This window comes from Candidatus Thiodiazotropha sp. AKAK3 (genome assembly GCF_058244645.1).
The window spans coordinates 95,010-120,289 of sequence record NZ_JBSYOQ010000042.1 but is presented as its reverse complement, the minus strand read 5'-3'; the positions used below and the strand labels follow the sequence as shown (position 1 = coordinate 120,289).

General features: G+C 49.4%; 25 protein-coding genes and 1 tRNA gene. 20 read left to right on the top strand and 6 right to left on the bottom strand.

What is annotated here, in order from left to right:
• Positions 1 to 50: 50 nt before the first annotated feature.
• The 5 genes from AC4IE7_RS08275 to AC4IE7_RS08255 all read right to left on the bottom strand — a co-directional run bounded on the left by AC4IE7_RS08275 (position 51) and on the right by AC4IE7_RS08255 (position 4,503).
• Positions 51 to 170 (bottom strand): hypothetical protein, encoded by a 120-nt coding sequence (locus tag AC4IE7_RS08275; protein ID WP_490776364.1) that lies wholly within the window; start codon positions 168 to 170, stop codon positions 51 to 53.
• Between the two features lie 474 nt (positions 171 to 644).
• Positions 645 to 721: transfer RNA gene (locus AC4IE7_RS08270), tRNA-Arg, on the bottom strand.
• A gap of 96 nt (positions 722 to 817) precedes the next feature.
• Positions 818 to 1,414: a cytochrome b/b6 domain-containing protein gene (locus AC4IE7_RS08265; protein WP_490776347.1), complete on the bottom strand. Its 597-nt coding sequence runs from the start codon at positions 1,412 to 1,414 to the stop codon at positions 818 to 820.
• Entirely contained in the window at positions 1,414 to 3,039 is a 1,626-nt protein-coding gene (locus AC4IE7_RS08260) for a tetrathionate reductase family octaheme c-type cytochrome (RefSeq protein ID WP_490776346.1), read from the bottom strand. Before AC4IE7_RS08260 ends, AC4IE7_RS08265 begins: the two co-directional genes overlap by 1 nt.
• A gap of 183 nt (positions 3,040 to 3,222) precedes the next feature.
• Positions 3,223 to 4,503, bottom strand: coding sequence for a cytochrome c family protein (locus AC4IE7_RS08255; protein ID WP_490776345.1), 1,281 nt, complete (start codon positions 4,501 to 4,503; stop codon positions 3,223 to 3,225).
• A gap of 389 nt (positions 4,504 to 4,892) precedes the next feature.
• Between AC4IE7_RS08255 and AC4IE7_RS08250 the strand changes: the two genes are divergently transcribed.
• The 7 genes from AC4IE7_RS08250 (at position 4,893) to cybH (ending at position 12,321) form a co-directional block, all read left to right on the top strand.
• On the top strand, positions 4,893 to 6,362 hold the full coding sequence (locus tag AC4IE7_RS08250; protein ID WP_490776344.1) for a multiheme c-type cytochrome: 1,470 nt from the start codon (positions 4,893 to 4,895) through the stop codon (positions 6,360 to 6,362).
• Positions 6,355 to 6,984 (top strand): cytochrome c3 family protein, encoded by a 630-nt coding sequence (locus AC4IE7_RS08245; protein WP_490776343.1) that lies wholly within the window; start codon positions 6,355 to 6,357, stop codon positions 6,982 to 6,984. Before AC4IE7_RS08250 ends, AC4IE7_RS08245 begins: the two co-directional genes overlap by 8 nt.
• A 35-nt stretch (positions 6,985 to 7,019) precedes the next feature.
• Complete coding sequence (locus AC4IE7_RS08240) at positions 7,020 to 7,268, top strand: hypothetical protein (protein WP_490776342.1); 249 nt, start codon at positions 7,020 to 7,022, stop codon at positions 7,266 to 7,268.
• Positions 7,269 to 8,193: 925 nt separating this feature from the next.
• Positions 8,194 to 9,273, top strand: a complete 1,080-nt coding sequence (locus AC4IE7_RS08235; RefSeq protein WP_490776341.1) for a hydrogenase small subunit — start codon at positions 8,194 to 8,196, stop codon at positions 9,271 to 9,273.
• A complete protein-coding gene (locus AC4IE7_RS08230; protein WP_490776340.1) occupies positions 9,270 to 11,066 on the top strand; it encodes a nickel-dependent hydrogenase large subunit in 1,797 nt (598 codons plus the stop codon). The genes AC4IE7_RS08235 and AC4IE7_RS08230 overlap by 4 nt, the downstream gene beginning before the upstream one ends.
• A 211-nt stretch (positions 11,067 to 11,277) precedes the next feature.
• The gene (locus AC4IE7_RS08225; RefSeq protein WP_490776339.1) at positions 11,278 to 11,466 is read left to right on the top strand and encodes a hypothetical protein; all 189 of its coding nucleotides are present in this window, start codon (positions 11,278 to 11,280) and stop codon (positions 11,464 to 11,466) included.
• Positions 11,467 to 11,637: 171 nt separating this feature from the next.
• A complete protein-coding gene (gene cybH, locus AC4IE7_RS08220; RefSeq protein ID WP_490776338.1) occupies positions 11,638 to 12,321 on the top strand; it encodes a Ni/Fe-hydrogenase, b-type cytochrome subunit in 684 nt (227 codons plus the stop codon).
• A gap of 573 nt (positions 12,322 to 12,894) precedes the next feature.
• Here cybH and AC4IE7_RS08215 read toward each other — a convergent pair.
• The gene (locus AC4IE7_RS08215) at positions 12,895 to 14,772 is read right to left on the bottom strand and encodes a sigma 54-interacting transcriptional regulator (protein ID WP_490776337.1); all 1,878 of its coding nucleotides are present in this window, start codon (positions 14,770 to 14,772) and stop codon (positions 12,895 to 12,897) included.
• Between the two features lie 314 nt (positions 14,773 to 15,086).
• Here AC4IE7_RS08215 and AC4IE7_RS08210 point away from each other — a divergent pair, with 314 nt between their 5' ends.
• The 13 genes from AC4IE7_RS08210 to hypB all read left to right on the top strand — a co-directional run bounded on the left by AC4IE7_RS08210 (position 15,087) and on the right by hypB (position 25,217).
• Positions 15,087 to 16,559 carry a CmpA/NrtA family ABC transporter substrate-binding protein gene (locus tag AC4IE7_RS08210; RefSeq protein ID WP_490776336.1) on the top strand — a complete coding sequence of 491 codons (1,473 nt, stop codon included), beginning with the start codon at positions 15,087 to 15,089 and terminating at the stop codon, positions 16,557 to 16,559.
• Positions 16,552 to 17,382 (top strand): nitrate ABC transporter permease, encoded by an 831-nt coding sequence (gene ntrB, locus AC4IE7_RS08205; protein WP_490776335.1) that lies wholly within the window; start codon positions 16,552 to 16,554, stop codon positions 17,380 to 17,382. Before AC4IE7_RS08210 ends, ntrB begins: the two co-directional genes overlap by 8 nt.
• A gap of 2 nt (positions 17,383 to 17,384) precedes the next feature.
• Complete coding sequence (locus AC4IE7_RS08200; RefSeq protein WP_490776334.1) at positions 17,385 to 18,290, top strand: ABC transporter ATP-binding protein; 906 nt, start codon at positions 17,385 to 17,387, stop codon at positions 18,288 to 18,290.
• A gap of 41 nt (positions 18,291 to 18,331) precedes the next feature.
• Positions 18,332 to 18,772 carry a cyanase gene (gene cynS / locus AC4IE7_RS08195; protein ID WP_490776333.1) on the top strand — a complete coding sequence of 147 codons (441 nt, stop codon included), beginning with the start codon at positions 18,332 to 18,334 and terminating at the stop codon, positions 18,770 to 18,772.
• A 617-nt stretch (positions 18,773 to 19,389) separates the two neighbouring features.
• On the top strand, positions 19,390 to 20,109 hold the full coding sequence (locus tag AC4IE7_RS08190; RefSeq protein WP_490776332.1) for a HyaD/HybD family hydrogenase maturation endopeptidase: 720 nt from the start codon (positions 19,390 to 19,392) through the stop codon (positions 20,107 to 20,109).
• On the top strand, positions 20,109 to 20,411 hold the full coding sequence (locus AC4IE7_RS08185; RefSeq protein WP_490776331.1) for a HypC/HybG/HupF family hydrogenase formation chaperone: 303 nt from the start codon (positions 20,109 to 20,111) through the stop codon (positions 20,409 to 20,411). The genes AC4IE7_RS08190 and AC4IE7_RS08185 overlap by 1 nt, the downstream gene beginning before the upstream one ends.
• Before the next feature lie 265 nt (positions 20,412 to 20,676).
• The gene (locus AC4IE7_RS08180) at positions 20,677 to 21,102 is read left to right on the top strand and encodes a hypothetical protein (protein ID WP_490776330.1); all 426 of its coding nucleotides are present in this window, start codon (positions 20,677 to 20,679) and stop codon (positions 21,100 to 21,102) included.
• Positions 21,103 to 21,117: 15 nt separating this feature from the next.
• Positions 21,118 to 21,987, top strand: coding sequence for a hydrogenase expression/formation protein (locus tag AC4IE7_RS08175; RefSeq protein ID WP_490776329.1), 870 nt, complete (start codon positions 21,118 to 21,120; stop codon positions 21,985 to 21,987).
• On the top strand, positions 21,984 to 22,211 hold the full coding sequence (locus AC4IE7_RS08170; RefSeq protein ID WP_490776328.1) for a rubredoxin: 228 nt from the start codon (positions 21,984 to 21,986) through the stop codon (positions 22,209 to 22,211). Before AC4IE7_RS08175 ends, AC4IE7_RS08170 begins: the two co-directional genes overlap by 4 nt.
• Positions 22,208 to 22,798, top strand: coding sequence for a [NiFe]-hydrogenase assembly chaperone HybE (gene hybE, locus AC4IE7_RS08165; RefSeq protein WP_490776327.1), 591 nt, complete (start codon positions 22,208 to 22,210; stop codon positions 22,796 to 22,798). Before AC4IE7_RS08170 ends, hybE begins: the two co-directional genes overlap by 4 nt.
• Entirely contained in the window at positions 22,795 to 23,976 is a 1,182-nt protein-coding gene (locus AC4IE7_RS08160) for a nickel-dependent hydrogenase large subunit (RefSeq protein ID WP_490776326.1), read from the top strand. Before hybE ends, AC4IE7_RS08160 begins: the two co-directional genes overlap by 4 nt.
• On the top strand, positions 23,976 to 24,317 hold the full coding sequence (gene hypA / locus AC4IE7_RS08155) for a hydrogenase maturation nickel metallochaperone HypA (RefSeq protein ID WP_490776325.1): 342 nt from the start codon (positions 23,976 to 23,978) through the stop codon (positions 24,315 to 24,317). The genes AC4IE7_RS08160 and hypA overlap by 1 nt, the downstream gene beginning before the upstream one ends.
• A 66-nt stretch (positions 24,318 to 24,383) precedes the next feature.
• Entirely contained in the window at positions 24,384 to 25,217 is an 834-nt protein-coding gene (hypB, locus tag AC4IE7_RS08150) for a hydrogenase nickel incorporation protein HypB (RefSeq protein ID WP_490776324.1), read from the top strand.
• Positions 25,218 to 25,280: the final 63 nt, after the last annotated feature.

Sequence of the window (25,280 nt, the reverse complement as noted above, 5' to 3'; positions counted from 1 at the left end):
AATGCTCCGGCTGCATCAGAGGTGTAGACGCAACAACAAGGGTCGAAGCCCTAGAAATCGTAAGCGTTGGTGATGATCGCCTCGCGATCAATCTCTTCGATTTCGCCGTTATAGCCCATGTCGCGGGCGATGGCGTCGTAGTCGATGTAATAGCGCAGGTTCTCCGGGATTTCTGTCGTCTCTTAAGCCCTCTCAAGAGCTATTCAATGTGGCCGTTTGGGTGTATGGAAGAGCGCCATGCAGTGCTAAAACTCACTTTTGCGGACAGACTGGCGTATGTGCCTGGAGAAGGTTTTTTAACCCCGAAAATTACCTTACTATTCAATGATTAAGCAGGTTTTGGGGGGGTGGAAAAATGGCGCGCCCGGAAGGATTAACGGCTTACAGCCGCTCTGCGGCACTTGCGTGCCTTGTCGAACCGATTGTTTTGATTCGGAGGTTCGAATTATCTTAGATTCAAGAGGGGCGGTTTTTTCAGGGTAGAAATTGGTGGGGAAAATGGCGCGCCCGGAAGGATTAACGGCTTACAGCCGCTCTGCGGCACTTACGTGCCTTGTCGAACCGACTGTTTTGATTCGGAGGTTCGAATTATCTCAGATTCAAGAGGGGCAGTTTATTCAGGGTAGAAATTGGTGGGGCAAAAATGGCGCGCCCGGAAGGATTCGAACCTCCGACCCCCTAGTTCGTAGCCAGGTACTCTATCCAGCTGAGCTACGGGCGCGTTTTTGTGAAACGCGGATTCTGAAGATATCTTGGTCTTTTGTCAATGCCCTGATGGCAATTGGCTGACCTGCGAAAATTCTCCAACCCTTTAGTGCTACTCCTCTTCGTAACCGGTAATCATCGCCTTCACATAGCCAAAGGGTTCCTTACTGGTGGTGATGGCCAGATAGAGGTGGGCCACCAGGAATGTCAACATGGCGAAGGCAGCGGCGGTATGGATCAAAGCAATGCCTCCCAGACTCATCCAGTCCAGCCCCCAGGCGGGCCACGAGGTATAGAACAGGTAGAGCAGGCCACTCAGCCAGACTGCTGGTGATATCAGGCTATGCAGGGAGAGATAGGCTATACGCTGTAGGGGGTTCAGTTTATGCGCTCTGGTTTTGTGGAATGGATGCCCACCCCCCATAAAGATGTCGACCCCGTAATATTTGGCCATCGCCATCAGCTTGTTTGCGCTTGAGGGGATATATTGTTTCCATTCCCCGGTGGTCAGGTGCCAGAAAATGGCGAATATCCATAGAGTGATCAGGGTCCAGGCGAAAGTGATATGCAGATCGACTGCCTTCTCAAAGCCGAAAATGGAGAAGGTTCCATGGATTTCGAAGCCTGTAATCAGCATCGAGATGATCAGGAAAGCCTGGGACCAATGCCATAAGCGCTCAAAGCGTTTGTACATCATTACTCGTGCCATTAGCCATTCCTCCTGTTGCGTAGAGCGATGCGGGCCAAGCCGTGAAGCGAGACCCCCCCAAGGGTTCCCAGAAATGCCAGCCAACCGATGATATCGAGCAGTTCACTCCTGTCTCTGCCTGGCATGTAGAATCCGCTCAGATTGGCCAATCGGCCGTTGCGGCTATGGCAACTATCGCAACTGAGGGCCTCTGCCTTTGGCGCTACCATATGGGATAGTGGCCAGTGATAGGTGGTTTCGATAAATCCGTACTCACCGCTGTAGGCTGCACCACCAGCATCCATGGCGGCCTTGATGGCCCGGTTCCAGTCGAAAGACTTCCAATAGGCCTCGCTGTCCTTACCGAACAGATGGGTCATGACTAATGTATTGTTGCCACTGTCATAGGGCTGCTTGCCCCGCATAATCTTGAAGGGCCAGATTCTGGCATCCGGGTCATCGTAACTTCCTTCAAAAGTGTTGATGGCAACAATTGCGGTAGGATCCAGTTTCTCGTCAAGTTCCTGGTAACGAATCTCACCCGATAGCCACTCATATTCAGGGATCAGGTTTTCTCCCCACTGGAAGTTGCCTTTCTTGGTGACATAGGTGACGTAACCATTTTCATCCTTCTTCTTGATGTGCTTTCCATCAGCATCCATTTTTCCTGCAGTCGACCAGTCCCACCAGGTTTTCGAAGGCACACCACCTCTGGCATAAAACGGGATGTGGCAGGTCTGACAAGCGACCTTATCGGTATGGTCATTGATCTTGTTGTTAATCGTCTCGGCATGGGGCTTCATGCCATGACAGGATTCGCAGGTCGCGCGACTTTGATCATCGCGACCCGGAATATCTATACCATGGGTATCCTTGGCAACTGTTGTGTAACGACTGCCTTTCAGGTCATGCCCCTCGGTGGTATGACACTCAACGCAGACAAAATTGAGCCCGTCGACACCCATATGTACATCCAACTCTTTAGTTGGGTTGTACATGGATGAGTCAAGATCACCATGTTTGACGCCATCACCACCACCGCCGAGAAAGTGGCAGTGGCCGCAATTATGTCTACCTGGTTTACCTACATTCTGAGCTACATGAGAGAGATCCGGTGCTTTCCAGATTTTTCCTTTTTTGGGGGGGAAGGGCTTATCCACATAAGTTGGGTGTCCAGCGCCTGTTGGAAATTTTCTATAGGTATTTGTTGTATCGTGACAGGCAAGACAGTCGACATTCTCTTCTGAGGCAAAGTCGAAGTTGTCATCTTTCCAGCCATAACCGATATGGCAGCTGGTACAGCGGGCATAATTTGTCACGATTGAGCCGCAAAAGCTGTTCACTATCTTCTTTTTACCCAACTCCTGACCCGTGTCAGGGTGGGTGAATTTCCAGTTCCAATGAAGCGTTTTATGGATCTGTTTACTGGCCTCGGTATGGCAGCTCAGACAGGCCTTGGTTACTTCAGGCCCGGATTCAAAGTTTTGTTGTAACGCTTCGAATTTAGTGTGATCTGCTGTTGAATTGCTACTGATTTCATTTGCTGTTGTCGCTGCGGAAAGCGGCATGCAAGCAACTAAAAGAGCGCATGAGAGGGATAGTGCACGGAGATTGCAGCAGCTCAAAAATTGAACAATGCTAGACATGACGCCACCTTTGATAATGTTGCTGACGAACCAAAAGGCCCGCGAAATACAACTACTATTTATGCGTCCTGCATTAAATACGGGAAATAAGGTACTGCTACTGCTTAGAGAATAGAGCTATTCTCTTACAACCGGAGGTCAGTGGCTTGGCATCAGAAGATGCCAAGCCGGGTTAGTCTGCTTTTATAAACTGCTTTCTGCTGTTGCAATCAGTGTGGGTGCTGTCAACTCTTCAGAGAGGTGTTTGAACTTCTCTACCAATACTGGCCAAAGTAGATTGTAGTAGAGTTCACCACGCACCAGTTTCACACCCTTTGCAGGTATTTCATAGACAAGGGTTCGCTCTTCATGAGGTTTCAGACGCGAATCCTTACCAAGCGCAGTTGCGGTTGGCGGCATCGCCGGCTTGCCTTCGCTATCGGCCAGTGCGTAGACGAAGTAGGCCTGCGGGTCACCATCCTTTGGGTGCCCCTTGGCATTTTCCCAAACCACATTACCCTCAGCGTCATAGGCGGTCATCTTCATGTAGATGTTGCGGAATGGAGCACCTGTCGGCAGACTGTGGGGTTGGGGGTTCTTAAGAAAAGCGGTTGCACGTATCTTCTCCCCCATGGTCTCAGTCGAGACATCGAATACGACCGAACGCTGCAGAATGCTGCTGCTGTGGCCGCCACCCATGGAGTGATCAGCCAGGCCGTCATTAATCGGCATATGACAGGAGAGGCAGTTGACCTGGGAGTGACTGATGGAGTACTCATTGCCTGTCTGACAAAGCGGTACGCCGTGCGGGTTATTGCGCTGATCATGGCAGCCCATACAGGCATCTGAAGTCTTCATCAGTTTTGGATTGCTCTCCATCGGCATGGAGGGGATCTCTTTACCATCCACAGTGACAGCCTCGCCTAAATGAGGATTGGGCTTGCTGTCGTCACTCATGTTACCACCGCCGAAGACATCACCCGCTGCGGATAACTTCTGTAATGCTACATTGGAGTATCTTCCAGGACCTTGAATGGAATCTTTTGAATAGTCGTAGGACTTCAGTCCAAGCTGTAATTTACCATTTGCTGCCTGAATGCCGTTGTATTTCTTCAGGGTATGGCAAACGATACAGTTTACCCCTTCAGAGTAGGCAGGTTTGGCGTCCAGTTTGGTTGTTTTGTCCTTTGCTGCATTGGGTGCGTGGCACTGCAGACAGATTGGATACTTGCCAGAAGCCTTGTGTTTGACATTTTCTTTAGTCGGGTCACCGACCACCTTTTTGTAAAAAGTGGCGTGTATCGGATCATTGAGTGCTGAACTGTTACCGTGCATTGACCCTTTCCACTGTTTGTAGATCTCTTTATGGCAGGTCTTGCAGGTTTCAGATGAGATGTGGTGAAGTGGTTCAGCTGTTGCGAGATTCATGAAAGCGAACCAGCAGAAAATCACAATCAGCAGGCTTACTCTTTTGTTATTATCCATCCTTTTCCTCCTTTTTTATTTTTAAATTTGCAACTCCAGCTCCCTCTGTAATTACAAATTTCTGATCTACAATATTCCCATTTTACTGACTAGATTAGCAATTAGGGAAAACACTCATTTAACAAAAGCTAATATTCATTGCAGAAAATAATTATCTGCACTAATGATCAATCCGATATTGAACAATAATTATAAAAATAGCATAGTGTAATAGTGTGTGAAGGTGTGGCGCTGTTCTGAAAACAATTATTAAAGTTAAGCCAACGCCACGCAGAAATTCCTAGTAAATGGCTATGTAATCTGCACTGAACAAGAATGCGAAGGTTTAATGGAGCTGCACCTATTGAACGCTTTCACTAAATAATAATACGCACTAAAAGGGGGGGTACATGCATAAATACCAACCAAATGGATGCACTACTATCAGAATAGTGCTGGTACTTTTGTTTTGGATTGGTTTGGTTCCTCTTTCGGTGGCTGAAAAGGTAAAGCTGGATCCAAGTAATTGGGGACTGGAAGAGGGTAAAGAGTGTGTCTCCTGCCATAAAAAAGCTTCTGCAGGTTTAACTCATGAATGGCAGAACAGTGCCCATGCTGAGGCAGGGGTTAACTGTCTCGACTGTCATTTGGCTGACCAGGTCGATAATGATGCCATAGAACATGAAGGCGCAATTATCGCCACCATTGTTTCTCCCAAGGACTGCGGTCGCTGTCATACCAGGGAGTTTAAAGAGACAGAGGGATCTGTCCATGCAAAAGCGCTGAGCCTTATAAAAAACCGCCTGCCTGCACTTGCAGATAATTTGAGTGGTAAGGAGATGGTTGCTGCAGGCTGTGCGCAATGTCATGGCTCCAAAGTGAAGGTGCGTGGAGATGGCACACTTACTCCGGAAACCTGGCCCAATACAGGTATTGGGCGTATCAATCCGGATGGTTCTCTGGGTTCCTGTTCTGCCTGTCATGGACGTCATAGCTTTTCCAAGGCGCAGGCGAGGGATCCTAGTGCCTGTACCTGGTGCCATACCGGCCCGGAATCTCCAGATGATGAAGTCTATCGAAGCTCAAAGCATGGCATGCTCTATGAGGCCAACAGATCCAGAATGAACCTGGAGAGTGATCAGTGGGTGCTTGGCAAAGACTACAGTGCCGCACCGACCTGCGTTACCTGTCATATGGGTGCCACGCCTGGCGTCAAGGCAAGTCACGATGTAGGTATGCGTGATGCCTGGAGTCTGAATCGTCCGGTATCTGAACAACAATATCTGATTATCTTTGAGGATGGAGACAGAAGGGAACTGCCAAAATCCCAACCTGCACCGCGACGGGGTACGGAACTGAATAAGCTTGATGGCAGCATGGCAAAAGTCAAAGCTGTGGCGACACCCGAGCGGCGCAGGCAGATCATGAATAAAGTTTGTCTTGAGTGTCACAGTAAGGGCTTTGTTAAAAGCGCGATGAAGCAGTTCGATGATGTGGTGAAACTCTATAATGACAAATTCGGAAAACCCGCTCAGGCAATCATGTCTGCACTCTACGAAATGAAACTGCTGACACCGGCACCCTTTGATGAGCCGATCGAGTTCAGCTTTTGGCGACTCTGGCATGACGAAGGTACTGCAGCGCGTCATGGTGCAGCAATGATGAGTCCCAACTACGCTTCATGGGAGGGGATGCATAAGGTAGGGCAGAACTTTTATGGCGAGTTTCTGCCCCAACTACGTCAGCTCGCTGGTGAAGAGAAGGCTAATGATCTGATCAAGACTCATGTCACCAGCCTTGATCAACACAGCTGGCTGAATAATCCATCAAAACCGAATCCGATCCTCGGTTACGGTATTGGGAAGGAGAGCCATGAGTAAGCTTAAACTTCCCCTGTTCATTACTCGTCATGTCCTTTTTGCGCTATTGATTGGTGGAGTGGCAGGTATTGGTTTTATGCTGTTTTTAACCGAGTTCGATCACCTGACCAGCAGTGAGGCCTTCTGTACAACCTGTCATTCAATGGAGTTGGTTGCAGAACCCTATCGGCAATCACCGCACTACAAACCGACCTCTGGTGTACGTGCCAGTTGTGGTGACTGTCATGTTTCTGAAGGTGTGTTCGCCGCAACATGGGATCACTTTATTGGCGGCAAGGATCTCTTCAAACAGATATTCGGCCCGGAATATGATGATCCTGTGATCAATGCACTGCATCTGCCAGAAGCGGCATTTGCTGCAAGGGAGTGGTTTAAGAAGCGTGACTCCGCCACCTGTAAACGTTGCCATGTTAAAGAGGCAATATTTGGAAGTCGACCGGATACGCTCCTGATTCACCGTGAGGATGCCAAAGACAAAACCTGTATCGAGTGTCACTACAACCTGGTGCATAGAGTTGTACCTGCCAAATCAGTTTTCAAAAGAGACAAATGGAACCGGATGATTGAGCAGGAGTATGGATTACAGCCGGGTGAGGCTGACAAGTTACTCGGTGACCATTGATCTTGAGTGGACTGGAGAAAAAATGAGGGTACCCAATGGGACTACTGAAAATCGGTTGTAAGACAATGCGGGAGGGAGTATTGGTCTCCTCTATTTTTTTTATTGCGGGTATCCTGATGATTCTGGCCGGCACTAACGTTGTACCTGATCTGTTCTATATGCAGCAGGTGGTTATGTTTGCCGGACTGCTGTTGTTGCTGTTTGCACCATTGATTCTTATCGCCACTTTTTTACTCTCGGTATTGCCAGGTGCAAAAGAGAATCTGGATAAATGTGAACACTGATCTGAAATGGTTAAAAGGTAAACCTGAATCCACTGGCCAGGTTAAAGTTACACCGTTAATCTTCTACATGACTGAAGTAAGCGTAAAAAACTCTCGCCCTTAACGTGGGGTATCGCAAAAGTCATAGGCTGCGGCCCTGTCGTAACTCTCATGCCCTGCATTCACAATTCATTGTGTTTTTATTGTTTATCTTCGTACAAAAACAAACTCCCATGCACAAGGCTAACTTGCTTTTTTATATAACAAGTTATGAGTGATTAAGCGCTAATTTTTCTGAAAATATTTTTCGATAGACTTGGTCACCCTCTGTGTAACGTTGTCCGACTAGACAATCTAGGCCTATCAATAAATTACACAGCGAGTCCTTCTGGAATCACCGTGGTGCTTCAATTAACAACATTCTAATAATCAGACGAAGTGGTTTTTTATGCCGTTCCAGCACACTATGGTGGGGCAGGGCCCCACCCTACCTGTCAGGTCAAGGTGTAGGGTGGGGCCATGCCCCACCAAGTCTGCTTAAAAAGAAAAGCAACGCTATACAAATCAGCGATATCAAGCACTAAAGGCTATATGATTTAGAGAGTACAGGGAAAGTAAATATGACGAAAAACACTGAAATTCCAGTTTAATAAATCTCTCCAAATATAGGGTTTATATGACGCACCACACTAGGAGGATGGTTTCAGCCGATCTAAATGAATTCAATCTCTGAAAACTGAATACAACCGGTAAGTTGATTGCCACTCTATCTTCTATTGCGGTATCCAAACATACACATACTGGAGACAGGGCTCGACTCAAATCAATTTATCTCATTGAATATAAAGAAAGATATTAATATGGCATAACTGTTGCTCACTCAAGGAAAGTGCGGAAAAAAGATAAAGCCGCATATCTGAATAGATCGACCTGGAGGAGTAGGGTGATGACCGAGACCTTTTACCAAGTCATGCGGCGGCAGGGGATTACACGTCGTAGTTTTTTGAAATTCTGCAGTTTGACTGCCTCTGCCCTGGGGTTGGGACCCGCAGTGGTGCCACGCATTGCCGAAGCAATGGAGACCAAGCCCCGAATCCCGGTGATCTGGTTGCACGGTCTTGAGTGCACCTGTTGCTCCGAGTCGTTTATCCGTTCTGCCCATCCGCTGGCGAAGGATGTGGTGCTGTCGATGATCTCTCTCGATTATGATGACACCATCATGGCTGCGGCAGGACATGAAGCCGAAGCGATCATTGAAGAGACCATCGAAAAGTACGACGGCAACTTCATCCTGGCTGTAGAAGGCAATCCGCCTCTTGATGAAGATGGCATGTACTGCATCATTGGTGGCAAGCCTTTTGTCGAACAGCTCAAAATGGCGGCAGAGCACTGTAAAGCAATCATCTCCTGGGGCTCTTGTGCCTCCTGGGGCTGTGTTCAGGCAGCCCGTCCGAATCCTACTCGTGCAACACCGGTACATAAGGTGCCTGGTCTAGCCAATAAGCCGATTATCAAAGTGCCGGGTTGTCCACCGATTGCTGAGGTGATGACCGCCGTGGTCACCTACATTCTTACCTTCGAAAAGTTTCCGGAACTGGATCGTCAGGGACGCCCGAAAATGTTCTACAGCCAGCGTATCCATGACAAATGTTATCGACGTCCTCATTTCGACGCGGGCCAGTTTGTTGAGGCCTGGGATGACGACTCTGCTCGCAAAGGTTACTGCCTCTACAAGATGGGGTGTAAAGGTCCAACCACCTATAACGCCTGTTCAACCATCCGTTGGAATGGAGGGCTCTCATTTCCGATCCAGGCGGGTCATGGCTGTATCGGCTGCTCTGAGGATGGATTTTGGGACAAGGGCTCTTTCTACCAGCATGTGACCGACACCCATCAGTTCGGTGTCGAGGCCAATGCAGATAAGGTTGGTTTGGCTGCTGCCGGAATTGTCGGTGCAACAGCTGCTGCCCATGCTGCTGTAACTGCTATTAAAAACGCGCAAAAGAAAGGAGACCGTGATCAATGAGCACCAAGACCACGCCAAACGGTTATAACCTTGATGATTCAGGTCAGCGCGTCGTTGTCGACCCGGTAACCCGAATCGAAGGCCACATGCGTTGTGAAGTGAATGTGGATGAGGAAAATATCATCCGCAATGCAGTTTCCACCGGCACCATGTGGCGCGGACTGGAAGTGATTCTCAAGGGCCGTGATCCACGTGATGCCTGGGCCTTTACCCAGCGGATCTGTGGTGTCTGTACTGGCACCCATGCATTGACCTCGGTGCGTGCAGTGGAAGATGCACTGAAAATAGAGATACCTGAGAACGCCAACTCCATTCGCAACATCATGCAGTTGACGCTGCAGGCTCATGATCATCTGGTTCACTTCTACCATCTGCATGCTCTCGACTGGGTCAATCCAGTAAATGCACTCAAGGCAGATCCAAAGGCAACCTCAGAACTGCAACAAAAGGTTTCGCCTAAGCATGCCAAATCCTCACCAGGATATTTTCGTGATATCCAGAACCGACTGAAAAAGTTTGTTGAGAGTGGCCAGCTTGGTCCTTTCAAAAACGGCTATTGGGATAACCCGGCCTATCTGCTTCCACCTGAAGCTGATCTGATGGCCGTCACCCACTATCTCGAAGCGCTCGATTTTCAGAAGGAGATAATGAAAATACGAACCATCTTCGGAGGCAAGGATCCTCATCCCAATTGGTTGGTGGGCGGCGTACCTTGTCCAATCAATCTGGATGGTGTCGGATCGGTTGGTGCTCTGAATATGGTCAACCTGAACCAGATCTCTTCGATCATCGACAGTACCAGAGAGTTTATCAAAAACGTCTACATTCCAGATATTCTTGCTGTGGGTCAGTTTTACAAGGGTTGGCTCTACGGTGGTGGTCTGTCGAGTACGAATGTGCTTAGTTATGGTGATATCCCTGATCGCGCTAACGACTACTCTGCAGCCAACCTGATGATGCCCAGAGGTGCAATCCTCAATGGCAATCTCAAGGAGGTGCACGAAGTCGATCTGCGTAATCCGGATGAGATCCAGGAGTATGTCCCTCACTCCTGGTACAACTATCCCGATGGGGTCAAAGGTTTGCATCCCTGGGATGGTATTACCGAACCAAATTTCCAGCTGGGCCCGAATTCCAAGGGAACAAAAACCAATATCGAGCAGATTGACGAAGACGCCAAGTACTCCTGGATTAAAGCGCCGCGTTGGCGTGGCCATGCCATGGAAGTTGGTCCACTGGCACGATATATCATCGGTTATGCCAAGGGCCATGAAGAGATTACCGAACAGATTAACTTTGTACTGAAAACGCTAGATGTGCCGGTCACTGCACTATTCTCAACCCTTGGTCGGACAGCCGCACGTGGACTGGAAGCCGATTGGGCGGCAGACAAGATGCGCTACTTCATGGATAAGTTGATGGCCAATATCAAGGCGGGGGATTCATCAACCGCCAACGTCGACAATTGGGATCCTGAAACCTGGCCGAAAGAGGCAAAAGGTGTCGGTTTCAGTGAAGCGCCAAGAGGCGCCCTGGGGCATTGGATCAAGATCAAGGATACCCGCATCGACAACTATCAATGCGTGGTGCCCACCACATGGAATGGTTCACCGAGAGACAGCGAAGGCAATATCGGTGCTTTCGAAGCCTCATTGATGAACACTAAGGTGGAACGTGCAGATCAGCCGGTAGAAATACTGCGCACGCTGCATAGTTTCGACCCCTGTCTCGCCTGTTCCACCCACGTGATGAGTGAAGAGGGTAAGGAGCTGGCAAAGGTTAAGGTGCGGTAGTTACTAATCAGGCCATAGATATTAATACACTCAGCTGTCGTGTGTTTGCTCACGGCAAGGCATCAAAACGCCGCTGTAGCACTCCTACAGCAAGTTTTAGATAACGCAGTCCGTGAGCAAACACACGACGGCCTGTCATTAAATATCTATGACCTGGTTAGTATTCCGGATCTGAATTCACCATTCGTTTCAAGTTGTATTAGGAGTAGAGATGAAAAAGGCAATGATTGGTTTAAGTGGTTTGCTGGTAAGCGGGCCACTGTTGGCTCATGTTGGAGAGCACAGTGATGCAGAGTTTTTATCTGTAATTCTGCATCTGATGTCAGAACATCCACTGCCACTGTTGTTGGTTGGCGCTGTACTGGGTGGTTTGACCGTCACCAGGTTGCTCAGAAGTTGAAAAAGTACTGAAGCCAAGTTCGGTGCGGCAGGGCCGCACCCTACCTATATAAAAAAGACGTAGGGTACCGCCCAGCCGCACCAAACTGAATATCCGGCTCTTAGGGTCGGTTCGATTAGTGTTAACAGGCCCTAACATAAGATCGTTAATATCGATTCAGGAGAGACTCCAATGCAGACGACCATAAAACGCACTGCTGTCTATGTCTACGAAGCCCCCGTCAGATTATGGCATTGGGTTAATGCACTGGCGATTCTGGTTCTTGCTGTTACCGGTTATTTTATTGCTAATCCTCTGCCAACCATGCCAGGTGAAGCAAGCGACCACTTTCTTATGGGCTATATGCGTTTTGCCCATTTTGCTGCGGCCTATATATTTACGGTCGGATTTATCGGCAGAATCTATTGGGCCTTTGTCGGTAATGAACATTCGCGGGAGCTCTTTCATCTGCCATTCTATCGCCTCTCTTTCTGGAAAGAGTTAATGCACGAGATACGCTGGTACTCCTTTCTGGAAAAAGAGCCGAAGAAATATGAGGGCCATAACCCATTGGCCCATATCACTATGATTGTCATCATTACAGTGGGTGGCATTGCAATGGTCTTAACCGGCTTCTCACTCTATGCTGAACAGACCGGTCTGGGTAGTTGGCAGGATCAACTTTTTGGATGGTTGATCCCACTGGTCGGACAGAGTCAGGATGTTCGTATGTGGCACCACTGGGGAATGTGGGTCATTGTGGTTTTCGTGATCATCCATGTCTATGTCGCGATCCGTGAGGATATTGTCTCCCGTCAAAGCCTGATAAGTACCATGATCAGTGGATGGCGCATGTTCAAAGATGATCGTTCCTGAACGCATTAATTGAAACCCTCTGGCGTATTCATGGATGAAATTGATATGCCACATGATAAAGCGCGGTATCCGCGCTTTTTTTATCTCAGTTAATTTATGATGTGGTTGCTCAACTCTTTTATTGAACGTGGCTTAAGTAGATCTCTGTACAGACGAATTAGAGTTATTGAGGAGTCTTGATGCAATTATTTTGTCTCAACAATGTCTGTTATTAATATGGAAATTGATGTTGGGACTGTATGATGAGCGCATATATACCTCTAATAATCTGGCTTGTTAGTGCTGCTATTTGCATCTACATCGCAAGAAGGCGTCGTGTGAAACCCTCTTTTTTTCGTAATTTTATTGTTGTTCTGTTGGGGCCGTTTGCAATACCACTAGTGTTGCTTGCAGAATCAGAGACAACACAGCAGAACAGTAGCTGAATTGCGCAGAGAAAATCTGGGGCAGGGCGCGTACACGCTTCGGGTTACGCAGAGGGCATAAGCAATTAATAGAGGTGCCCTCAAAAGAAACAACTACTCTCCCTATTGCCGCCACTCAGAAGAACGATAGGAAAAAGTAACTATTCCCTCAGCTGACAAACTGATGACGATTGATCCCCAGTCGCTTGATGCGTGATGAGAGTGTTGTTGGTTTTAGCTGTAGTATTTCCGCAGCACCCTGCTGACCAAAAACTCTACCGTTGCTTTGCTTCAATGCAGCAATAATATTGTCGATCTCGTGCTGCCGTAGCTCCTCCTGAGTATAAATCGCAGAACTCTTTAAATTGGCAGGTCTTGGTGGGTTATTACTCTCCTTGTTGATGCTGAAGTCGAGGTGAATCCGGTGGTGTTGTGAAAGGATTACAGCGCGCTCGATAACGTTGATCAGTTCACGGATGTTACCGGGCCATGGATAGGAGAGCATGCGATCCATATCGCCTTGGGTAAACTGCAGTTCGCTCTTGCCGAACTTTGAGCAGGCGAGCTTGAGGAAGTGGCTGGCGAGGATAGGGATGTCCTCTTGTCGCTGACGCAGTGGTATAGAGACGATGGGAAAGACATTGAGTCGGAAGTAGAGATCCTCACGGAAGCGGTGTGCCTCGACTTCATCACGCAGTTCCCGGTTGGTGGCGGCGATGATGCGTACATCAACATGGCGGGTGACTGATTCACCCACCCGTTCGAACTGCTGCTCCTGCAGTACCCGCAACAGCTTGCCCTGCAGCTCCAGCGGTATCTCTCCAATCTCGTCCAGGAACAGGGTGCCGCCGTCGGCCAACTCAAAGCGGCCGGCGCGGTCGCTGATGGCACCGGAGAATGCGCCCTTGATGTGGCCGAAGAATTCACTCTCAAACAACTCATGGGGAATCGAGGCGCAATTGACCCGGATCATGGGACGGTCGTGGCGGCTGCTGTATTCGTGGATGGCGCGGGCTATCAGTTCCTTGCCGGTGCCGGACTCGCCGGTGATGAGTACTGCTGCACCGGTCGGTGCCACCAGATCGATCTGTTGGATTACCTGCTTGATGGTAGCACTTCGGCCAACGATCTCTTTATAGTTGTGCTCAATCAGATACTCCTCCTGAAGGTAGGCGTTCTCCTTCTCCAGTTTCAGTTTTAGCGCCTGCACTTGGTCGAGCGCTGCGCGCAGCTTCTCTTCCGCCTGTCTACGTTCGCTGATGTCACGAAAGATAATCACTGCGCCAACCAAGCGTCCCTCTTCAAGGATCGGGGTGCTGGTGTACTCCACCGGTATAGCTTTGCCCTCTTTGCTCCAGAAAACCTCGTTGTCCACATGACGTACCTCTCCGTCGCGAAAGGCGGCGAAGATGTGACACTCCTGTTCAGGATAGTGATCACCCCCGGGGTGACTGTAGTGAATCAGATTGTGCATGTTTCTGCCGGTCAGTTCATCGGCTTTCCAGCCAAGAATGCGCTCAGCAGCGGGGTTGATGAAACTGGTCTTACCCTCGGTATCCACACCGTAAATGCCCTCACCGGCGGCATTAAGAATCAATTGATTCTGCCGTTCGAACTCACTGAAAACAGATTCGATGCTTTTCCACCGTTCAAGTCCTTCGCGATGCAGGGAGTTAACCTCAGTTGTATGACGTAATTTTTCCAGCCGTTCGTAGTTGCGCAGGGTAAAGATCATCAGCTTGGTCTCCTCCTGCTGCTGCACACTGGCGGAGATCTCCAGCCGCAATAGCTCCCCCTCTGCTGTTTGTGCGCAGAGATCGTTGTTCCAGCTGTTTCCCTGGTGCAGAACCGCCTGAGTAAAGGAGATCATCTTTGCCAGATCGGAGAGAAATAGCTGACTGGGACGCAGTCTGAGTAAAGCCTCTTGCGGATAACCCAGCAACTGCCCGGCTGCTGGATTGGCCTGGACGATCTGATCGCTGAAGGGGTCGATCAGCACTACTGCTTCGCTAAGGTGAAAATAGATACTTTCTATCTGGGACTGCACGTGACTTACCTCGGATCTCAATACCTTTGATTTACCTACAAGAAAGATGCCAAGACTACGAAGTTTCGTAAACCAAGCTACGAAAATTCGTTAAATTACGAATATTCGTTGCATTGCGACTTACCATGATTAATCTGAAAATATCATAAAAACAATTACTTATATTTGTTGTGGCGCTATGGCACGGGGTTTGCAATTTCTCTTGTAGCAGTGCCTGTCAGTCTCTTCGCTGAAGGCGGTTGTAAAACAAATGCACCAGTCCGGTGCATACCCACCTGGTCATGCGCCGTGGGGAAACTGAGGAGTGATTATCCATGAGCTATAAGAGTCTTAACGATCCTTTCAATCCGGATGCGAGCCTGACCCACGAAAAGGGTTGCGAGTGCCAACAGTGTCAAGGTGCAACCTCGGCCGGGGCGGATCATCCTGCCCAAGAAGTCAAGGTGGCACTCGACTCGTTAGCACCGAAACAGACTCTCACCACGGATACGGCATCTGACGAAGCATCCTTCACCTCCACCGAAGAGATGATGGATCGTGCTATCGAAAGCGCAGTGGTGCGCTCCGTATTCGGTCACGACGAGATGAGCCGACGCTCTTTCCTTGGACTGATTGGTGCGGGTACCGCCAGCGCCCTGCTTGGCTCGATTTTTCCGATGGACGAAGCCAAGGCTGCGCTGAAAGAGAGTATGGGCACGGGCAAGCTGGAGAAGACCAAGCTTAATGTTGGTTTCGTGCCAATAACCTGCGCTACACCGATCATTATGGCCCATCCGATGGGCTTCTACAGCAAGTACGGTCTCGACGTGAATGTGATCAAGACCGCCGGTTGGGCTGTGGCACGGGACAAATCATTGGCCAATGAATATGACGCTGCTCATATGTTAACCCCCATGCCCCTGGCGATGAGTATGGGTGCCGGCTCCGTTGCAAAGCCCTTCATTATGCCAGCGGTTGAGAATATCAATGGTCAGGCCATCGTGCTGCATGTGGACCACAAAGATAAACGCGACCCGAAACAGTGGAAGGGCTTCAAGTTCGGTGTACCCTTCGAGTACTCGATGCATAATTTTCTGTTGCGCTACTATGTGGCGGAGCATGGTCTTGACCCTGATAAGGACATCCAGATCCGTGTCGTACCACCACCGGAAATGGTGGCCAATCTGCGCGCAGGTAACCTGGATGGATACCTCTCCCCAGATCCATTCAACCAGCGAGCGGTATGGGAGAAGGTGGGCTTTATTCATACCCTGACCAAGGATATCTGGGAGGGTCATCCCTGTTGCGCCTTTGCCTGCTCTCAGGAGTTCGCCGACACCCACCCCAATACCTACGGTGCCTTACTGCGTTCCATTATCGATGCCACCCACTACTCAGCCAATCAGGAGAATCGCAAGGAGATCGCTGCCGCCATCGCACCGAAAAACTACCTCAACCAGCCTGTGCCGGTTATCGAGCAGGTGCTAACTGGCCGTTATGCCGACGGAATGGGCGGGGTACAGAACGTACCCGATCGCATCGATTTCGACCCCTTCCCCTGGCACTCAATGGGGGTCTGGATCCTGACCCAGATGAAGCGTTGGGGTTACATTGATGGTGAGGTCAACTATAAGCAGATTGCCGAGCAGGTCTATCTTGCGGCCGACACCGCCAAGATCATGAAAGAGCTGGGTTATGAGCCGCCGACCAAAACCTATGAGAACTACACCATCATGGGCAAGGAGTTCGACTATACCCAGCCGGAAGCTTACGTCAAAAGCTTTGCCATCAGGAGGGGTGATGCATAAATCCCTGCGAATCAGGGCGGCTATCGTATCGTTGGTGCTGCTTGCGCTTTTTCTGGGTATCTGGGAGGGGCTCAATATCGCTCCCAGTGATAGCAAGCCATTGACCGAATACGAAATCCTCATGGGGGGCGCCTCGCAAGAGGCGCGGGTACCCCCGCCATCGGCTGTGATTGAGTTGGCCGTCAAGGAGCTGAGTAACCCCTTCTATGATGCGGGGCCTAACGATAAGGGGATCGGTATCCAGTTGGGGTACTCCCTCTACCGGGTATTGACCGGCTTCCTGCTGGCTGCTCTGGTGGCACTGCCAATCGGTTTTCTGGTGGGCATGTCACCGCTGATGCAGCGAGCGCTTAACCCCTTTATTCAGGTGCTGAAGCCTATCTCGCCTTTGGCCTGGATGCCATTGGCACTTTTTATAATTAAAGACTCAGAGACCTCGGCCATATTCGTTATCTTTATCTGTTCCATCTGGCCGATGCTGATCAACACCGCTTTCGGTGTTGCCAATGTGCGTCAGGATTGGATCAACGTTGCACGCACCCATGAGTTGGGCCACCTGAAGACCGCTTTCCAGGTAATACTACCGGCTGCTGCGCCGACCATCCTTACAGGCATGCGCATCTCTATCGGCATCGCTTGGTTGGTGATCGTTGCCGCCGAGATGCTGGTGGGTGGAACAGGCATCGGTTATTACGTCTGGAATGAGTGGAACAACCTTGATCTCACCAGTGTGATCTTCTCCATTTTGATGATCGGTCTGGTGGGCATGTTGCTCGATACCGCACTGGCCACTATCAACCGTCTGGTCGAGTACGAGGAGTAGTTATGAGTAACCATTTCGTTGAAGTTGAGGGACTTGCTAAACGCTATCCCTCGCCGGGAGGGGACGAAGATCTGACGGTATTCGAAAACGCCAACTTCGGTATCGATAGGGGTGAATTCGTCTGCATCATTGGACACTCCGGCTGTGGCAAATCGACCATCCTCAACATCCTGGCTGGCCTTGACGAGGCAAGTGAGGGTGGCGTGATCATGAACAGCAGGGAGGTCTCCGGCCCGAGCCTGGAGCGGGGTGTGGTGTTTCAGAACTACAGTCTGCTGCCTTGGCGTAGCACACTCAAAAACATTACTTTTGCAGTACAGGCGCGCTGGCCCAAATGGAGCAAGGAGCAAGTGATGGAGCAGAGCATGCGCTTTCTCGAACTGGTTGGGCTGAAGGGGGTGGAGCAGCGCAAGCCTTCGCAACTCTCCGGCGGCATGCGGCAACGGGTGAGTATAGCCCGTGCCTTTGCTACTCAACCGCAGTTGCTACTGATGGACGAGCCTTTTGGTGCCCTGGATGCACTGACACGCGGCATGATCCAGGAGGAGTTGATAAAAATCTGGGAAGAGACCCAGCAGACCGTTTTTATGATCACCCACGATGTGGATGAGGCGATTCTCCTATCCGACCGCATCCTGCTGATGACAAACGGTCCGAAGGCGAGAGTTGCAGAGTCAGTGAAGGTTTCGGTTCCGCGTCCACGCAATCGCACCGACATCATTCACCATCCCGCTTACTACAAGATCCGCAACCACCTGGTGGACTTCCTGGTTAATCGTTCCAAGGAGCTTTCAGGTTCCGCCGACAGAGCGGAAGTTGCCGATAGCAAACATCCTCTGGTGGTCGACCCGGCTGTAGAAGAGGCGGATCTCAGCAGCACTGAAAGATTGAAACAGGCGGCTGTTTAACAGCTGTCACAAAGAGACAATACTAAACGAGGTAAGAGAAGATGAATAAATTGGAAATGACCGAAGTGATCATGGCTGCCAAGAAGAGCTCTGGTCTGAGTTGGGAAGCCATCGCAGAGAAGGTGGGTCTGGCTCCGGTGTTTTTGACCTCTGCTTGTCTGGGTATGAATAGCTTGAAGGCGGAATTTGCAGACAAACTTTGCGATTCTTTGGGTCTGTCGCCTGAGGTCTCTGGTGTGTTGCAGGAGTTTCCTCATAAGAGCTGGGACAAAGCAATACCTACCGATCCGGTGATCTACCGTTTTTACGAGGCTATTGGTGTCTATGGAGAGACCATCAAGGAACTGATCCACGAAAAGTTTGGTGACGGTATCATGAGCGCAATCGATTTCTCCATGCATATCGACAAGGAGGAGAATCCTGTTGGTGATCGAGTGGTCATCACCATGAATGGTAAGTTTTTGCCCTATAAAAGTTGGTGAGCCGTTCGCGCCTTTGCTCTGATTAAGATTGCCACCGTTGGATGAATAGGAAAAATAGCATTTAGATAAATCCATATTGCGAGATGGGAAGGTATTGTCTCCCGTCAAAGCGTGATTAGTGCCTTGATTCAAGGATGATCGATCCTGAACAGACAAATTTAACCCTCTGGCGTATTCATGGATGAAATTGATATGCCACTTGATAAAGCGCGGTATCCGCGCTTTTTTTATATATCAGCTATTGATTAAGATGGGGGTAGGTGTGGCTGTATATTGTCTCTTTCTGGCTATTCAGTCGCACCATCTGTCTATTGATGTTTTTTCTGCCCCCCCTGATTAACAATAAAACCATTTGTAGTGTAAGTGATTATCAACTGATCACTTTTTTCCAGAATCAGCTAAAGAACCTGACAAAAGTAATACTTATGTATATGCAGTGGTAAGTAAGTGATCATAATGTCCCAAACTTGCAACACAACTATCCATTCGATTCTCTTAATGGTTTGTGATCTTCATAAAAAACCTCATAAAAACAAACATTAAGACTTAATTCGCTAGGTTGGCGCGTGGCTTGCAAACCATGCTTGATAACTTAACTCTCAACACAGAGTCTGCCAATGAGTGACCAACCTTCAGTATTGATTCTCGGTATCGGTAATCTGCTTTGGGCTGACGAGGGGTTTGGTGTGCGTGCCCTGGAGAGCCTGCAGCGTACCTTTTCATTCCCTTCCAATGTGCGGCTGTTGGATGGGGGAACCCAGGGCATCTACCTGGTGCAGCATATTCGCGAGGCAGATGTACTGGTGGTGTTCGATGCGGTGGATTACGGCCTGCCCGGCGGTACTTTAAAGCGGGTGGAAGGTGACCAGGTGCCGAAGTTTCTCGGTGCAAAAAAGGTCAGCTTGCATCAGACCGGTTTTCAAGAGGTTTTGGCGATGGCTGAGATGTTGGGTGACTATCCTCAGCAGCTGTTGCTGGTTGGTGTGCAGCCCGCTCTACTGGAGGACTTCGGTGGCAGTCTGCAGCCTGAGGTGAAAGCGCAAATCGAGCCGGCTATCGAGGTGGCGTTAGAGTACCTTGAAGGCTTTGGTGTTCATGCAACGCGCCGGGAAGTCCCTATCACTCCCGACCCTCTTTTACAGGGGGCAATATCCGATATTCAACTCTATGAAGCTGAGCGTCCCTCGGAAGTTGATGCCTGCCGGGCAGGGGATGCCAGGGTATTGGAATCGGAAGCATTTCGTCTCGCCTATCGACCAGCTGCTTTGGATGGTGAGGCGGTCAGTGTTGGAGTGGATGCCCATCTGGATAAATACAGAGAGGGTGGTTCTCAATAGTGTGTATCGGTATTCCCATGCAGGTGGTCTCTTGCGAAGGTAGTTATGCCCTCTGTGAAGGTATGGGCGAAAGCCGAAGGGTGGATACCCTGCTTGTAGGTGACCAACAGCCAGGCAGTTGGTTACTGGTGTTTCTGGATAGCGCCAGAGAAGTTTTGAGTGAGCAGCGTGCGGATCAGATACGTCAGGCCTTGCTGGCGCTTGATATGGCGTTACAGGGTGAAACAGAGGTTGGGCATATGTTTGCTGACCTGGTGGATAGGGAACCCCAACTGCCTGAACATCTCAGGTCAAAACAGTAGTGGTGCCAGGTTCGTTAAATTGAAGATGGAATGGAGTTAGCTTAACCATCGAGACCTGGTGGGGCGTGGCCCCACCCAACGTTAGAAAGTGTAGGTAGGGTGGGGCCATGCCCCACCAGAAAGAGTGAGTCATCCTCAGAAAGTGTAGGTAGGGTTGGGCCATGCCCCACCAAAATGAGTGAGTCATCCTCACACATTCATGATTTTGAATTAATTCTCGAATACCAGTGATATTCGTAACAGGTCCTAATTACAGGAGATCATCATGGCTTCAGCCTTGATCAATCAACTCATAGATCAGAGAGGTATTGCTGTTGTCGATGAGCAATCCCTTTATAGCTTCACGCAAAATCATAGGAATACGCTGTTGTTCTTTACAGAGAACCCTGTGCAATTTCCTGAGAGTAACGATGTGGCTGTTGTGTTGCCCCTGTTGATGGATGCTTTTGTTGATCGATTTCAAGTTGGCCTGGTCGATCGGTCATCTGAACATCAGCTGCATGCCCGTTATCCCTTCGATGGTTGGCCAGCCCTTGTAATGCTGCAGGATGGAGACTATGTCGGCGCTATTTCCCGGATGCAGGACTGGGATGTCTACCTATCTGAAATTGAGCGTCTTCTGAGTGCGGAACCTTCTGGGGTAAAACCTATCAGCATCCCTGTCGTGAGCGCAGATTCCTGTAGCCAATAAATCGGTACAACCATCATGAATGAAATCAATATCCCGATCACCGTCAGTGGCCCCGGTTCTCAACCGGAGGAAGAGGATGGTTCAAGCCTCGATATTCTTCAGCTGCCATCTGAGATGACCACCTTCAGCATGCCCGAGATACCTGAAGCAGATGATTTGGAAGGTTTGCAAGAGGGTATTTCCTTTCTCAAAAAACTCGATGAAGTACTGAAACTTCAAGCCAGATCCAGGAGTGTGCAAGCAGAAGTTCTGGATATTACTCATCTGGATTCTGCGAATAGTGAACTGGTCGATCAGGTGCTTGGAGAAGGTGAAGTGAGCATGCTCTTCAGTTCCCCAGATTGCACTGCACGGATCCAGGAATCGGTTATGGCAGGTCTATGGCGGGTCAGGTATTTCGACAAATCAGGTGAAGTGACGACAGACACCATCGAAGTCGCTTATGTACCCAAGCTATGTCAGCGCTATGTATTCAAAAATGCTTCACATCGTGTTGAGACTCAGCGTGATGCAATTCCCAAAGGGGTGATCAATGCACCACCACTGGTTGCAGAGATCAATGACAAGGTTGCTGAGTATCGGCCTGGCCGGGAGAGTCACGTCATCAATCTGACCCTGCTGCCACAAACCGAAGAAGATCTGCTGTTCTTGATGAACAGTCTGGGCGAAGGGCCCTTGACCATACTCTCCAGAGGTTATGGGAATTGCCGAATCAGCAGTACCAAGGTTGAAAATGTCTGGTGGGTGCAGTACTTCAACTCTCAGGATAAAAATATCCTTAATACGATTGAGATCGGCGCAACCCCCGCCGTAGCCGCAGCGGCTCATGAAGATATTCAAGACAGTGCCGAGCGTCTGGGCGAGATTCTTGAGGCCTACTTGTGAATCCTGATTTTTTCGGCGGCTCCTATGGCGGCGATGACAGCAAGCTGGATGATGCATGCCGCCTTGAGTGTAAGATCTGCTGGCATATCTATGATCCAGCTGAGGGAGATGAGTATTGGCAAATTCCGCCTGGCACACCATTTTCTCAACTGCCTGATCATTGGAGCTGTCCCAATTGTGACGGTAAGAAGCAGGAGTTTATGGTATTGAGGGAGGAAGCATGATCTGTCCCGACTATCTGATGGAAGGGTTGGAGCTGCAGTTCCGCACCATTGAAAAACAGCGTATGCAAGGGCTACCTCTACTGAATCCGGCGTTGAAGGTGAAAGCTGTAGGTTTCCGTGAATGGAACAACCATTGCCTGGGGGTAATGATCACACCCTGGTTTATGAATCTGATGCTGATACCCCATGAGGGGGATAGCTGGAAAGAGCGCCAAATCGGTGAAAAAGAGCTACATCAACTCCCTTCTGGTCCCTATGAATTTATTCTCGGTGAAGAGGAGGGCATCGGCCGATATCAAATGTGCTCACTCTTTTCCCCGGTGTTTGAATTTGCCGATCAGGTGACTGCTGTGGAGACCGCTGAGCAGGTGATGCTCGCTCTAATGGATGATAAAAATCAAGATGGCCTCTCCACTCGAGAAAGTGAGATCACACGGCGTTGGCAGGGAGAGACAGAAGAAGAGGTAGAGAAGAACCCTGAAATCGAGAGTGAGGAAGAATCACCGGGGATCAGTAAACGGTTGCAGCAACCGCTAACTCGTCGTGAGCTGTTGCGTGGTGCTATTGATCAGGATTGTGAGCAGTGAGTATCGAAGGGGAATTAAGGATAACCCTGCAGTGTCATGGTGAGCAGGTACGTCAAGTTGATATTATTTCAACCCGCCCCCTGCAACTGACTCGGATGTTTAATGGAAAGTCAGTTGATGAACTACTCACTATGATTCCAATGCTCTACAGCGTTTGTGGTACCGCACAATCTGCTGCTGCAGTTAAGGCTTGCCGTATGGCGAGCGGTCAGAGTAGCGATCCCCAAACCGATCTGCTTGAACAGATATTGGTTAATGTTGAGATGGCACGAGAACATCTTTGGCGCATCCTCAGCGACTGGTCCACTTCAGATGTAGGCAGACTGAATCATGATCTTACATCATCTCTTGCGACCTTGATGAACGATGCGAAGCTGGCCTGTTTTCCTGAAGGGGACAGCTTTAGGATAAAACCGGTTGTTGCATTTGATTCAGCAAAGATTGAATCGATTATCAGACGAATCACGACTATCTCCTCTGAGAATGTTTTTAGCCTTAATGCCACTGAGTGGTATGGAATAGAAGATATAGAGACATTTAATCACTGGCTCGATAAAACAGAGACCGATGCTGCACTACTACTTAGAAGATTGCGTGATGGAACAGTTGCCAGGTTAGGCGAAGGTGAAGCACTGCCACTGCCACAAATTGATCACCATGAGATGTCAAAACGACTTTCACAAGCTGATGCTGAAGCCTTTATAGCGGCGCCAGAGTGGGGCGGTCATGTTTATGAGACTGGCCCTTTGACACGACAGAGTGCCCATCCAATGCTACAGCAGCTGATGCAGGAGTATGGTAACGGGGTATATGCCCGCATGGTTGCCAAGCTGGTTGAACTGGCCTCTCTACCGAGTCATCTTGCACAGCAGCTGAATCTATTGGAAACAGAGAGTGACTCAGTTCAACAAAAGCATGATGTTGTGATGTCACAGCAGGGCATTGGTGAAATTGAAGCGGCGAGAGGACGTCTTTTTCATCGCGCTGTGGTGCGAGATGGCATCGTCTCAAGTTATCAGATCCTTGCTCCCACTGAGTGGAATTTTCATCCATTAGGCGTTGTGGCTCGCGGTTTGAAACGTCTTTCGATAGGGCGTGAATCTTTAATGAAACAACAAGCAGAACTGCTGATTAATGCAGTTGATCCTTGTGTCGGTTTTAGTCTGGAAATTTGCTGATGCATGAGATGTCTCTATGTGAAGGTGTGTTACAGATCGTTGAAGAGAGTGCTACGAATCAGGGTTTCAGCAAAGTGAAAACAGTCTGTCTGGAGATTGGTGCACTATCCGGTGTTGAAATTGAAGCGATGCGGTTTGGTTTTGATGTGGTGATGAAAGGCTCTCTGGCTGATGGCGCGACGTTGGAGATAATTAATATCCCAGGTGAAGCCTGGTGTATGCCTTGCGCAAAGCGGGTTGAAGTCTCAGCTCGATTCGATGCCTGTCCTGAATGTGGCAGTTTTCAACTTCAGGTTACAGGGGGTGATGAGATGCGGGTTAAGGAACTTGAGGTTGAGTAGGGCAGAGCCCAAAAAATCAGTTAAAGAATTTTCGTTAATGCAGATTAACAATTGAGGTAAACAGCGATGTGTACTGTCTGTGGATGCAGTGAAGGTGAAACAACAATTCATGAACATAAGCATGATCATAATCATGACCATCAACAGAAGCATGATCATGAACATACCCACGACTATGGTCAGGGTCCAGCCCATGCTCATGCACCGGGTATGACACAATCGCGTATGGTTCAGATCGAGCAGGATATTCTGGGTAAGAACAATCAATACGCTGCTGAGAATCGTCGTTATTTCAGTAAACATGGGATTCATACCTTAAACCTGGTATCCAGTCCTGGTTCGGGAAAAACCACTTTGCTGGCCCGTACAATTGAAGATATGAAGGCTGAGCACGCCATCTCTGTGATCGAAGGTGATCAACAGACCACCAATGATGCAGAACGTATTCGCGCTACCGGAGTCAAGGCGATACAGATCAACACTGGTAAAGGTTGCCATCTGGATGGTCACATGGTTGGACATGCGATGCAGAGTTTACAGCCGGAAGATGAAAGTCTGTTGTTTATAGAGAACGTTGGTAATCTGGTTTGTCCTGCAGCTTTTGATCTTGGTGAGGCGCACAAGGTGGCGATACTTTCAGTGACTGAAGGGGAAGACAAGCCGATCAAGTATCCCGACATGTTTCATGCTGCAGATCTGATGTTGCTTAACAAAATCGATCTGTTACCCCATCTGAACTTTGATGTTGAGCGCTGTATCGCCTATGCCCAGCAGGTCAATCCCCGTATTCGTGTGCTGCAGCTTTCTGCAACGACAGGTGAAGGGATGGAGGCATGGTATCAGTGGATTGTCGCTACACGGCAGACGGCTTTGATTGGATATCGCTCGAAAACGGCCTAGAGGTGCTGGTGCGGCAGGGCCGCACCCTACCTATAAAAAAAGACGTGGGCTGCGGCCCTGCCG

Coding starts and splice junctions, on each gene's coding strand:
- AC4IE7_RS08265 (WP_490776347.1), bottom strand. CDS start 1,414: ATGGCACGAGTAATGATGTACAAACGCTTTGAGCGCTTATGGCATTGG.
- AC4IE7_RS08260 (WP_490776346.1), bottom strand. CDS start 3,039: ATGTCTAGCATTGTTCAATTTTTGAGCTGCTGCAATCTCCGTGCACTA.
- AC4IE7_RS08200 (WP_490776334.1), top strand. CDS start 17,385: ATGAGTAACCATTTCGTTGAAGTTGAGGGACTTGCTAAACGCTATCCC.
- AC4IE7_RS08175 (WP_490776329.1), top strand. CDS start 21,118: ATGAATGAAATCAATATCCCGATCACCGTCAGTGGCCCCGGTTCTCAA.
- AC4IE7_RS08240 (WP_490776342.1), top strand. CDS start 7,020: ATGGGACTACTGAAAATCGGTTGTAAGACAATGCGGGAGGGAGTATTG.
- hypB (WP_490776324.1), top strand. CDS start 24,384: ATGTGTACTGTCTGTGGATGCAGTGAAGGTGAAACAACAATTCATGAA.
- hybE (WP_490776327.1), top strand. CDS start 22,208: ATGATCTGTCCCGACTATCTGATGGAAGGGTTGGAGCTGCAGTTCCGC.
- AC4IE7_RS08245 (WP_490776343.1), top strand. CDS start 6,355: ATGAGTAAGCTTAAACTTCCCCTGTTCATTACTCGTCATGTCCTTTTT.
- AC4IE7_RS08180 (WP_490776330.1), top strand. CDS start 20,677: ATGGCTTCAGCCTTGATCAATCAACTCATAGATCAGAGAGGTATTGCT.
- AC4IE7_RS08250 (WP_490776344.1), top strand. CDS start 4,893: ATGCATAAATACCAACCAAATGGATGCACTACTATCAGAATAGTGCTG.
- cybH (WP_490776338.1), top strand. CDS start 11,638: ATGCAGACGACCATAAAACGCACTGCTGTCTATGTCTACGAAGCCCCC.
- AC4IE7_RS08230 (WP_490776340.1), top strand. CDS start 9,270: ATGAGCACCAAGACCACGCCAAACGGTTATAACCTTGATGATTCAGGT.
- AC4IE7_RS08235 (WP_490776341.1), top strand. CDS start 8,194: ATGACCGAGACCTTTTACCAAGTCATGCGGCGGCAGGGGATTACACGT.
- cynS (WP_490776333.1), top strand. CDS start 18,332: ATGAATAAATTGGAAATGACCGAAGTGATCATGGCTGCCAAGAAGAGC.
- AC4IE7_RS08190 (WP_490776332.1), top strand. CDS start 19,390: ATGAGTGACCAACCTTCAGTATTGATTCTCGGTATCGGTAATCTGCTT.
- AC4IE7_RS08225 (WP_490776339.1), top strand. CDS start 11,278: ATGAAAAAGGCAATGATTGGTTTAAGTGGTTTGCTGGTAAGCGGGCCA.
- AC4IE7_RS08255 (WP_490776345.1), bottom strand. CDS start 4,503: ATGGATAATAACAAAAGAGTAAGCCTGCTGATTGTGATTTTCTGCTGG.
- AC4IE7_RS08210 (WP_490776336.1), top strand. CDS start 15,087: ATGAGCTATAAGAGTCTTAACGATCCTTTCAATCCGGATGCGAGCCTG.
- ntrB (WP_490776335.1), top strand. CDS start 16,552: ATGCATAAATCCCTGCGAATCAGGGCGGCTATCGTATCGTTGGTGCTG.
- hypA (WP_490776325.1), top strand. CDS start 23,976: ATGCATGAGATGTCTCTATGTGAAGGTGTGTTACAGATCGTTGAAGAG.